The 9,743-nt window shown below is 51.4% G+C and carries 11 protein-coding genes; 6 read left to right on the forward strand and 5 right to left on the reverse strand.

What is annotated here, in order from left to right; all coding sequences use genetic code 11:
- Positions 1 to 12: 12 nt before the first annotated feature.
- Genes C7A19_RS11165 through C7A19_RS11180 form a run of 4 tightly spaced genes read right to left on the reverse strand, consistent with a single transcriptional unit; the run spans position 13 to position 2,929 of the window.
- A complete protein-coding gene (locus C7A19_RS11165) occupies positions 13 to 426 on the reverse strand; it encodes a DUF2069 domain-containing protein (protein WP_069361120.1) in 414 nt (137 codons plus the stop codon).
- A gap of 36 nt (positions 427 to 462) precedes the next feature.
- A complete protein-coding gene (wrbA, locus tag C7A19_RS11170; RefSeq protein ID WP_116644899.1) occupies positions 463 to 1,053 on the reverse strand; it encodes an NAD(P)H:quinone oxidoreductase in 591 nt (196 codons plus the stop codon).
- Positions 1,050 to 1,406, reverse strand: coding sequence for an arsenate reductase (glutaredoxin) (gene arsC / locus C7A19_RS11175; RefSeq protein ID WP_069361118.1), 357 nt, complete (start codon positions 1,404 to 1,406; stop codon positions 1,050 to 1,052). Before arsC ends, wrbA begins: the two co-directional genes overlap by 4 nt.
- 23 nt (positions 1,407 to 1,429) lie before the next feature.
- The gene (locus C7A19_RS11180) at positions 1,430 to 2,929 is read right to left on the reverse strand and encodes a M48 family metalloprotease (protein ID WP_116644900.1); all 1,500 of its coding nucleotides are present in this window, start codon (positions 2,927 to 2,929) and stop codon (positions 1,430 to 1,432) included.
- A 125-nt stretch (positions 2,930 to 3,054) separates the two neighbouring features.
- Between C7A19_RS11180 and C7A19_RS11185 the strand changes: the two genes are divergently transcribed.
- The 3 genes from C7A19_RS11185 (at position 3,055) to C7A19_RS11195 (ending at position 5,906) form a co-directional block, all read left to right on the forward strand.
- Complete coding sequence (locus C7A19_RS11185; RefSeq protein WP_077599593.1) at positions 3,055 to 3,273, forward strand: sulfurtransferase TusA family protein; 219 nt, start codon at positions 3,055 to 3,057, stop codon at positions 3,271 to 3,273.
- A 10-nt stretch (positions 3,274 to 3,283) separates the two neighbouring features.
- Positions 3,284 to 4,363, forward strand: a complete 1,080-nt coding sequence (locus C7A19_RS11190; protein ID WP_069361116.1) for an AI-2E family transporter — start codon at positions 3,284 to 3,286, stop codon at positions 4,361 to 4,363.
- Positions 4,364 to 4,469: 106 nt separating this feature from the next.
- A complete protein-coding gene (locus C7A19_RS11195; RefSeq protein WP_116644901.1) occupies positions 4,470 to 5,906 on the forward strand; it encodes an FAD-dependent oxidoreductase in 1,437 nt (478 codons plus the stop codon).
- 77 nt (positions 5,907 to 5,983) lie between these two features.
- Here the strand turns inward: C7A19_RS11195 and bcp are convergent, their stop codons facing one another.
- On the reverse strand, positions 5,984 to 6,454 hold the full coding sequence (gene bcp / locus C7A19_RS11200; protein ID WP_046073724.1) for a thioredoxin-dependent thiol peroxidase: 471 nt from the start codon (positions 6,452 to 6,454) through the stop codon (positions 5,984 to 5,986).
- 267 nt (positions 6,455 to 6,721) lie between these two features.
- On the opposite strand from bcp, the gene dapA reads away from it, so the two are divergent.
- Genes dapA through purC form a run of 3 tightly spaced genes read left to right on the forward strand, consistent with a single transcriptional unit; the run spans position 6,722 to position 9,416 of the window.
- On the forward strand, positions 6,722 to 7,600 hold the full coding sequence (gene dapA, locus C7A19_RS11205) for a 4-hydroxy-tetrahydrodipicolinate synthase (protein WP_069361114.1): 879 nt from the start codon (positions 6,722 to 6,724) through the stop codon (positions 7,598 to 7,600).
- Positions 7,601 to 7,615: 15 nt separating this feature from the next.
- Positions 7,616 to 8,644, forward strand: a complete 1,029-nt coding sequence (gene bamC, locus C7A19_RS11210) for an outer membrane protein assembly factor BamC (protein WP_116644903.1) — start codon at positions 7,616 to 7,618, stop codon at positions 8,642 to 8,644.
- Between the two features lie 58 nt (positions 8,645 to 8,702).
- On the forward strand, positions 8,703 to 9,416 hold the full coding sequence (gene purC / locus C7A19_RS11215; RefSeq protein WP_069361112.1) for a phosphoribosylaminoimidazolesuccinocarboxamide synthase: 714 nt from the start codon (positions 8,703 to 8,705) through the stop codon (positions 9,414 to 9,416).
- The last annotated feature ends 327 nt before the right edge of the window (positions 9,417 to 9,743 follow it).

The following is a 9,743-nucleotide window of genomic DNA, read 5'->3' on the forward strand; positions in this document are numbered from 1 at the left end:
AAAGGCCAGTTCTTAGTCAGACGAGGCGTTATCCTTGCCTTCAAAACGTTGGCGTTCTTCACGTTCCACTTGAGAAAGACGCGGCAGCTTCAGCCCTTGTGATTTTCCCATCCAACGCGCAAAGACAATGTTACTGGCGAACGCAAAGGTCACTAAAACCAGCTCGGTCGCGGCGAGCCAGCGCTCCCCTTCATCAACATAAATAAGGGTTAACGCGTGCAAAAAGTAAAACATCAAAATAAAGTTGGCCCACGCGTGGGTAAAGGGCTTGCCTTTCACGATCCCAGGCAGCGGGAGTAGCAGAGGAATCGTCCAGCCGATGGTCACCGCCAAGGCATTGAGGTGAGGATGGGGCGACAATGATGCGTGCCAGATGACCACCCAGGCAATCAGGCCGAGGTTACTCAACAACGAAAGCTTACGCATTAATGCAAGCCGAGAGTCAGTCACAATTCTATCCTTTTATCCCAAGTGATGGTGAACGGTTTGTGCAAAACGTGCGAGACGTTGGCCTAAGGTTTTGGCGATTTGTTTTTCGTCGGCGATTAAAGGCTGGTTTGCATCAGCCACACTCGACGCACCATAAGGTGAACCACCGCCTTCTGTGGTGTGTAATGCGCGCTCGCTATGCGGGACACCGAGCAGCATCATGCCATGATGAAGCAGCGGCACCGTCATGGTGAGCAGGGTGGTTTCTTGCCCGCCATGCAACATAGAGCCAGCGCCAAATACCGCGGCAGGTTTATCAATCAGTGCACCTGATAGCCACTCACCACTGGTACTGTCGATAAACTGCTTTAAGGGCGCGGCCATATTACCAAAGCGCACCGGGCTGCCAAGCGCCAAACCGTGGCAATCCAACAAGTCTTGCCGGGTGACAAAAGGGTCTTTCGCCGTCGAGGCCGGGGTTTGACCATTAGGGTAAGCGGGTAGCTCGGGCACCGTGCGCAACACGGCTTCCACACCTTGTGCTTCGATGCCCCGCGCGACTTGTTGGGCGAGCTTGCGTGTATTCCCCGATCGACTGTAGTAAAGCACTAATACCTTTGTCATTTTATCAGCGCGAGTACGTTCTCAGGGGGGCGACCAATCACCGCCTTTTCCCCTTTTACTGCAATGGGACGTTCGACCAATTTGGGATTGTTGACCATGGCGTCGAGTAGTTGCGCCTCGTCTACTGACGCATCGCCCAAGTTCGCCGCTTTGTAGTCCGCTTCTTTGGTTCGCATCATCTCCCGAAACGAGCTGAGCCCGAGTTGCTGTTTTAACATCGATAAGGCTTCAGCAGAAAGCGGGTTATCGAGATACTTGATAATAGTCGGCGTCACACCGTTGGACTCCAACAACTTGAGAGTTTCGCGGCTTTTGGAGCAACGCGGGTTGTGGTAGAGAGTTATAGCGGTCACAACAATGATCCTTTTTGAGTGAGTTAACGGTCGCTAAGCGCTTTAAAGCGGGCTTGTTGGCGACGTAGTTGATCAAGACGCGCATCATACCGTGCCTGCGCCAAGCTACCTAACTCAGCGAGCTGGGCGGCTTGGGTATAATTGCGAATGGCTTTGTCCCATTGTCCGCGTAAGGCATAACGCTCACCTTGGGCGGCCAGCTCACCGTCTCGATGCGTACCGGTACTTTCGTACGCTTGTTGTAACAAAAACCAACCGTTGCTGTCATCTGGATGCTGGTGTGTATATCGCTCCAGCATGGAGATTGCCTCACCTCCTCGCTTGGCTTTGACGAGGGTATAGGCACGATTGAGCAATAATACGCGGTTATTAGGTTGATGGTTCAATGCGTTTTCAAGGCGCGTCAATGCTTTGTCGTACTGTTTCTCACCGATGTTTAAATCGGTCATCGCATCAAGGAAAAATCGATTATTAGGTTGCGCCTTGATAAGTGGGGTTAATTTTTCTCGCGCATCGTCAAAACGACGGGCATCAATATCAAGCAACGCCATCCCGTAGTTGAGGCTTTGCTTTTCGGCCGGCGAGGCCTCTTTATGAAGCCGTTCAAACCAATCCATCGCCGAGCGGCTGGCGATGCCGCTATATCGCGCGACGATACGGGCGCGCGCGAGTTGATAATCGGGCGAGACAGGTACCCGTTTTTGTGGGTATTGGCGGGCACGAGCGCGAGAGTCAGTGATCCGTGAAGCCGGTAAAGGGTGGGTGCTGAAGTACTCGGGCATTTGGCTGGCGTAACGGTACTCATCCGCCAGCCGTGAGAAAAATCGCGGCATGGCTTGCACATCAAAATCAGCACGTGCGAGGGTTTCAATACCGATCCGATCGGCTTCTTCTTCATTGCGACGAGTGAAATTGATTTGGTTTTGCATACTGCCGGCTGTCGCGGCGTGTGCGGCTGCAATCCCGGCTTCGGGAGCGGCAATCGCGAGCATCAATGACCCCACTAAGGCGGCGACGGTCAGCGGCGAGGTTTGCGCTTGCTCCTCCATGCTTCTCGCCAAATGACGTTGGGTGACATGGGCGATTTCGTGGGCCATCACCGATGCCAGCTCGCTTTCCGTTTTTGCATGGAGGAACAGGCCGGAGTGCATGGCCACGTAGCCACCGAAAAAGGCAAAGGCGTTGATTGCCTGATTATCGATTAAAATAAATCGAAAGGGTGTACGAACATCGTTAGCATTCGCCACCAGTCGATGACCTAAGCCGTTAATATACTCGTTGAGCAAAGGATCGCTGATGATGGGCTTGCTGGCTCTTAGCATCCGCATATAGGCATCACCAAACTCTTTCTCTTTGGCCACCGATAAGGTACTGACGGCAGCGGTACCGATATCCGGTAAATCACTTTGGTATGACTCAACGCGGGCAGACACAGGCGCGCTCGCTAACACCCCCGCTAATGCATAACAGAGCAGGCGGCGAGCCTTGCTGCCTTTGTGAGAGCCAAGTGCGCGTGATGACATAAGTATGATGACCTTTAAATGCAGGGTGTACTTAGGTACAGACCGATAAAACCCGTTAGGGTTTCGTTGGCGTTCTATCTAATGTCCATTACAATACTGACGATAATACCGACCGGTGAGTCAGAATGGAATCTCAAACACTTGATTTGCGAGAACATGTTTGCCCAATGGCGCTATTGCTGGCAAAGCGCGCCGCCGCGTTATTGTCGTCAGGTGAGCAATTGGTGATTTTACTCGGTGATCAAGGGGCGAAAGACGATATCCCCAAGTATTTTAAACGCGAAGGCTTCAGCATGCAGTGGTTAGACACGCCAGCTTCGCGGCTACTCATCACAAAGAAATAGCGGGCTTTTTATGTTTGATATGTTACATCGCTGGTATCGGCGACGTTTTTCTGACCCACATGCGGTAAGCCTGGTGGCGATCCTCCTTTTTGGTTTTATTACCATCTACTTTTTTGGCAATTTGCTCGCCCCATTGCTGGTGGCGATCGTGATGGCCTATCTACTCGATTGGCCGGTCAATCGTCTCTGTCGGTTGGGGTTGCCCCGCGTGTTGTCAGTGCTGGTGGTATTGACTGTGTTTGTCAGCTTAACCTTGATGGCATTATTTGGGTTGGTGCCGACCATATGGAACCAAGGGGTCAGTTTGGTCGCTGATGTGCCAAATATGTTTAACAACATGCAAGCACTGATGCTGAGTTTGCCAGAACGCTACCCAGAGCTGATTAATCCGCATATGGTCAACACCTTTGTCGACACCTTGCAAAATAAAGTGCTTAACCTGGGTGAAACACTGGTAAAAGGTTCATTGGCGTCTTTGGTCAACTTAGTCGCGGTAGCGGTATACCTGATTTTGGTGCCGCTGCTGGTGTTCTTTTTGCTCAAAGACAAAGCGCAAATGCTGGCGATGTTTAAAGGCTTGTTGCCGCGTAATCGTCGTCTTGCCTCTCGAGTCGGGCATGAGATGAATCAACAGATCTCCAACTACATCCGCGGCAAAGTGACTGAAATCATTATCGTCGGGGTGACCAGCTACTTGACCTTTAGCCTGTTAGATCTTCGCTACGCGGTGCTACTCAGTGTGGCGACGGGCTTTTCTGTGCTGGTGCCTTATATCGGCGCGGCGATTGTCACCCTCCCGATAGCGATTGTTGCTTTGTTCCAGTGGGGGCTCGAGCCTGGCTTTTGGTATGTGATGATCGCCTATGGTGTTATCCAAGCGCTGGATGGCAATGTGCTCGTCCCCGTGCTTTTTTCAGAAGCGGTGAATTTACATCCCGTCGCCATCATAATAGCCGTACTGGTTTTCGGTGGACTCTGGGGCTTTTGGGGCGTATTTTTTGCTATTCCATTGGCGACCTTAGTGAAAGCGGTGTGGCAAGCGCTGCCGGTGATTGAGCTGGATGACGATCCCAAAGCAGAGATTGAGTGATCCATCTTGTTTTCACGCCCCTAATTAAAGGGGCTGAGCGGCAGGTAAACATCGACACGCCGTGATCAGTTTGGCCCATAGAAGTAGTAATGAAAACAGGGTTGGCATGGCAGAACACAGGCAAGAAAAAACGCAAGTAGAAAAGTTTCGCGTCGCGGTGATAGGTGGCGGTGTTGCAGGAACCACAGCAGCAATGCGCTTGGCTGAGCGCGGCGTGGATACCCAGGTGTTTGAAGCGGGCACCGGCTTGGTCAGTGGGCCGCCGATTTGTCATCTGCATGCGGGCGGCAATTTGTATCGTGAAATTTCACTCGATCAATGCCTGACCTTACTCGAACAGTCGGTGGCCACGGTGCGCATGTATCCGCATTCGGTTAATCGTCGACCGACTGTCCTCGCCGTTCCTCAGCAAGACCCAGGCTCGCTCGACAGCGTGATTGCACGTTTAGAAACCCTGCGCGAGCGCTACGCGCAATTGGTTGAGATCGATAGCGATAATAAAGTCATGGGCGAGCCGAGCGATTATTTCCGCTTGTATCATCAAGACCGGTTAGAAGCTTTACGCGACCAAGACTATCACAGCGTGACGGATGTCGCTGACCAGTGGATGTGGCCAGTAGCGCAATCACTCGATTTAAGTGCAATGAAGTACCCACTGGTGCTGGTGCAAGAATACGGGCTTAGCGTCTTTCGCCTGGCAGCGGAAGCGCAATTGACCCTTGCTGACGCGCCGCATTGTCAGCTTAATTTCAATCACAAAGTGATGGATACTCAGCCCATCTCGTCAGGGTGGCGGGTAACCTATCAAGACCAGACTGGCCAGATACAAAGCACTGAGGTTGATTATCTGATCAATGCGGCTGGATTCCGTACGGGCACGATCGATGATATGGCCGGGTTTGGTCGCAAGCGTTTGGTGGAATACAAAGCCGCATATATCGCGCACTGGACAAGCACCGAATATCAATGGCCAGAGATTATTGTCCATGGCCAGCGGGGCACGCCACAAGGGATGGCACAATTGACCCCTTACCCGGATGGTTTTTTCCAACTCCATGGCATGACCCAAGATGTTACCTTGTTTGAGCGTGGTTTAGTGAAAAGCTCTGCGGAGTCGGCGCAACCGACTGTCGATGCACGTTATGTGAAAAACATCGATAAAGGCTGGGACTGGCAAGAAGTGTGTGAACGCACTGATCGTGCGATTGACCACTTTGGCCAGTGGTTACCGGCATTTAAACAGGCGGAAGTCGGCGGCAAACCCTTGTGTGGTGCGCAGCAAATCCCCGGGGATGATCCTTCCTTACGTGCCTCGGATGTGTCGTTTGATGGTGAGCGTTATGCACGCTTTGAAATTGTTAAAGCGTCGTCGGCGCTGACGGCCATCAATAAAGTACTGGCGCAATTTGAAGATGCGGGTTGGATCTCGCCTACCTCTTATCAGCCACTGTCGCGCCCCAACACCGCGAAAATAATCGATACCGCTTGCGAGCTTGCGATACGCCGCGGATATCCGGAGGCGTTGGCAAAGCCTGTCGGTTAATCATACAAAAAGCGCACGGTGGCCGTGCGCTTCTAGTCTGTAGGCTGCTCTGTCGCCAACGCTAACGTGGACTGACGTTACGCTTGGTTTAAGTAATCAAGCACCACTTGGTGGTGGTCCTTGGTTTTAAACTTATTGAACACATGTTCTATCTTACCGTCTTTGCCGACCAAAAAGCTTAGACGATGAATCCCATCGTATTCTTTGCCCATGAATTTTTTCGGTCCCCAGACACCGAACGCATCGGCGACGGCATGATCTTCATCGCTCAACAGCGTGAAGTTAAGTGCATCACGTTCAACAAAGCGGGCCAGTTTTTTCACCGGATCGGGGCTTATGCCAAGCACCACGGTATCCAGTGCATCCAACTCAGCTTTGGTATCGCGTAATGAGCAGGCCTGCGTTGTACAGCCCGGTGTCATCGCCTTTGGGTAGAAATAAACCAGAACACGTTTGTCGCCTTTGAATTGGCTAAGCGTGACGGTGTCGCCATTTTGGTCTTGCAGTGAAAAATCGGGCGCTTGGGCGCCTTCGGTGATTGTTTGCATGCGCTGCGTTTCCTTTTTGTCGGTCAACCGAGTCCACGATGATAGAGAGTGATCGAGATTACGCAAGTTTTTGATAATAGGATCACTGACTTGACAGGATTTGACTGCCCATTGACGCAGGCTCCCTCCTTCTTCGATTATAACGTTAAGACACATTGTCTATCGATGAAAAAATGTCGATTAAGACATGCCTAGACGCAGGGTTATTCTTGTGTTTGCCCAGCGCCAAAAGTAACATTGCAAGCATCACTAATAAGGGAGACGAACATGGTTTCTGGAAGCATTGTGGCGCTCGTCACACCAATGGATGCACACGGCGAAGTTGATTACGTTAGCCTGGAAAAACTGGTCGAGTTTCATATCCAATCGGGCACTGATGCGATTGTCGCAGTGGGCACGACGGGTGAGTCGTCGACAGTAACCGTGGATGAGCACATTAAAATTGTGCTAAAAACCTTGGAATTTGCTAATGGGCGTATTCCGGTTATCGCGGGAACCGGTGCCAATGCCACCCACGAAGCCATCACTTTCAGTAAAATGTTTGCTGGCTCGGGCGTGGCGGCCTGTCTAAGCGTGACCCCTTATTACAACAAACCGACCCAGGAAGGCTTGTTCCAGCATTACAAAGCCATTGCTGAAGCCACTGACCTGCCGCAAATTTTATATAATGTCCCCGGGCGTACGGCGGTCGATATTCAACCGGAGACAGTGGCGCGATTGGCTGAGTTTGACAATATTATTGGTCTTAAAGATGCCACTGCTGATGTAAGCCGAGTGGCGATCCATCGGGAACTTTGTGGCGATGATTTCCTCTTATTCAGTGGCGATGATTTAACGGGCCTAGATTTTGTCTTGGCTGGGGGGCATGGCGTTATCTCTGTGACCAATAATGTGGCAGCGGCGCAAATGGCGAAAATGATCAAACTGGCGCGCGCGGGTGACGCAGAGCAAGCACATGCCATCAACGAAACCTTGATCCCCCTACATCGCCACCTGTTTGACGAAGCCAATCCGATCCCAGTGAAGTGGGCAGTCCGCGAAATGGGCTTGATTGCGGATGGACACCTTCGTCTGCCATTAACTGAATTAAGCGAGCACTTGCGTCCAGATGTGCGAGAAGCACTGCGTGTAGCAGGTGCGGTGTAAGCCGTTGGAGTGTCAATGAAACCAGTATTTAAGCTCGGCCTTTGTGCCATCATGGCCACCAGTGTGGTGGCCTGCAGTGGTGGCGTCGAGCAGCGTCGTCAAGCCAAAGATGACTTTGGCTACTTGCAAACAACCCCGTTGTCGCCATGGCAAACCTTGCCGGATCAAGCGCCGTATTTTTCCACCAATTATCAGATCCCGACACAAGACTTTAATGGTGAAGTGGGTCAGAACGTTGATATTCGTCCGCCGCGCCAAGTGCTGGACTTAATCCCGGGCGCACGGATACAACGTGATAGCCGCGGTGTCACCCTTGCGGTTGCCAATGAAAAGCAACTCGATAAAGTGTGGCAAACGGTGGAGCGTTTGGTCAGCGAGCAGACCATTCCAGTGGCCTCACAAACCGCAGACCAAGTAGAAACCGGTTGGATTGCTTGGGAAAAAGAAGACAGCGCCCATCAAGCACGCTTCCGTCTATCGCGTCTTGAGCAAGGTCGCCGTTTTGCGCTAGGGGTGAATATGATTGACTCGCGCGCGAAAGCCAGCGATGAGCCACTCACGCCTGCGTTGCGTGAGCGCTACAACACCTTGATGACCAACCTTATCACGGTCAGTCACGATGCGGCCTTGCGTGCCGAAGCGCGCCGTCTGGCCGAGCAACGTCAAGCAGATATTCCGATTAGCTTTGGTACCGATCGCAGTGGCCTGCCAGTGATTATTGCTCGTGCGCCCTATGACGTAGTGTGGGAAAAGCTGCCTGCCATCATTAAGCCTTTAGGGTTCACGATAGAAAGTCGTAACCAGTCGCAGGGCACGGTAAAAACCCGTCACGTTGCGCCAAGTGATGAGCGCTGGCAATCCCTTGGCGTTGATCCGGTTTCGTTCCCAGATAACAGCTACACCTTGCTGCTGGGCGATCTCGGCAACCGCACATCACTTAACGTCACCAACAGCGATGGCAAACCCGTTGATGAGACGACGTTAGAAGCGCTGAGTCCAGCGCTAAAAGCGGTCATTGCCCAAGTGAGTCAGGTATCAGAGTAATTTTATAGGGACGCGGTGAGCGTCCCTTACTTTTAGCGCCTAATGGAGAGTATAGGTAATGGAAAAACGTGCTGAGTTGTATCGCGGTAAGGCAAAATCTGTCTATGCCACAGAGGATGAGCACCGCTTTGTTCTGCACTTTCGCAATGACACGTCTGCGTTTGATGGCGAACGTGTCGAGCAGCTTGAGCGAAAAGGTGAAGTGAATAACAAATTTAATCACTTCATCATGCAAAAGCTTGAGCAGGCGGGCATCCCCACCCAAATGGACCAATTATTGTCCGATACCGAGTGCGTGGTGAAAAAGCTCGATATGATCCCAGTAGAGTGTGTGGTGCGCAACATCGCGGCCGGATCGCTTTGCCGTCGCCTCGGCGTCGAAGAAGGTACGGCATTGACGCCACCGACCTTTGAACTGTTTTTAAAAAACGACGCACTGCACGATCCTATGGTCAATGAATCCCTGTGTGAGTCTTTGGGCTACGCGACACAAGCACAGCTGGCGACGATGAAATCACTGACCTATAAGGTGAATGATGTTCTCAAAGCCTTGTTTGCCGACGGTGACTTATTGCTGGTCGATTACAAACTTGAGTTTGGTGTTGATCATCAAGGCAATATTGTTCTGGGTGACGAGTTTAGCCCCGACGGTTGTCGATTGTGGGATGCCAATACCCGAGAAAAACTGGATAAAGACCGCTTCCGCCAAGGCCTAGGTGGCGTTGTGGATGCTTACATCGAGGTGGCAAAGCGTATCGGCCTTACCCTGTAATTTTTGGACTCAAAAAGCAAACGTTTGCTTTTTAAGTGAGAAAAATAGCGCCATTAACGTGGCGCTATTTTTATTATGCACTAACAATCGAGCCATCTTTTTACGCAAGCAAAAAGTTGCTCAGCTTGGCAACTTTTTGCTCAGCCCTTACAAAAAATTGGTCACTCAATTTTTAACTTGCTGATATTAAACAATAAAAAAGTTGGCATGAAATTGGCATATTAGGGGTGACGCATAACCAAGGTGGTTATGCCTAACGACTAAATACTGATAGGAGCAACTATGCCAACGCCATGTTATATCTCGATTGAAGGTGAAACTCAGGGT

The organism is Salinivibrio sp. HTSP (assembly GCF_003390965.1).
Classification (GTDB): domain Bacteria; phylum Pseudomonadota; class Gammaproteobacteria; order Enterobacterales; family Vibrionaceae; genus Salinivibrio; species Salinivibrio kushneri.

What these genes read in the sequence shown, in the direction of transcription:
- C7A19_RS11180 (WP_116644900.1), bottom strand. Translation starts at nt 2,929, where the DNA reads ATGTCATCACGCGCACTTGGCTCTCACAAAGGCAGCAAGGCTCGCCGC.
- C7A19_RS11165 (WP_069361120.1), bottom strand. Translation starts at nt 426, where the DNA reads ATGCGTAAGCTTTCGTTGTTGAGTAACCTCGGCCTGATTGCCTGGGTG.
- wrbA (WP_116644899.1), bottom strand. Translation starts at nt 1,053, where the DNA reads ATGACAAAGGTATTAGTGCTTTACTACAGTCGATCGGGGAATACACGC.
- C7A19_RS11190 (WP_069361116.1), top strand. Translation starts at nt 3,284, where the DNA reads ATGTTTGATATGTTACATCGCTGGTATCGGCGACGTTTTTCTGACCCA.
- purC (WP_069361112.1), top strand. Translation starts at nt 8,703, where the DNA reads ATGGAAAAACGTGCTGAGTTGTATCGCGGTAAGGCAAAATCTGTCTAT.
- C7A19_RS11185 (WP_077599593.1), top strand. Translation starts at nt 3,055, where the DNA reads ATGGAATCTCAAACACTTGATTTGCGAGAACATGTTTGCCCAATGGCG.
- bamC (WP_116644903.1), top strand. Translation starts at nt 7,616, where the DNA reads ATGAAACCAGTATTTAAGCTCGGCCTTTGTGCCATCATGGCCACCAGT.
- bcp (WP_046073724.1), bottom strand. Translation starts at nt 6,454, where the DNA reads ATGCAAACAATCACCGAAGGCGCCCAAGCGCCCGATTTTTCACTGCAA.
- C7A19_RS11195 (WP_116644901.1), top strand. Translation starts at nt 4,470, where the DNA reads ATGGCAGAACACAGGCAAGAAAAAACGCAAGTAGAAAAGTTTCGCGTC.
- dapA (WP_069361114.1), top strand. Translation starts at nt 6,722, where the DNA reads ATGGTTTCTGGAAGCATTGTGGCGCTCGTCACACCAATGGATGCACAC.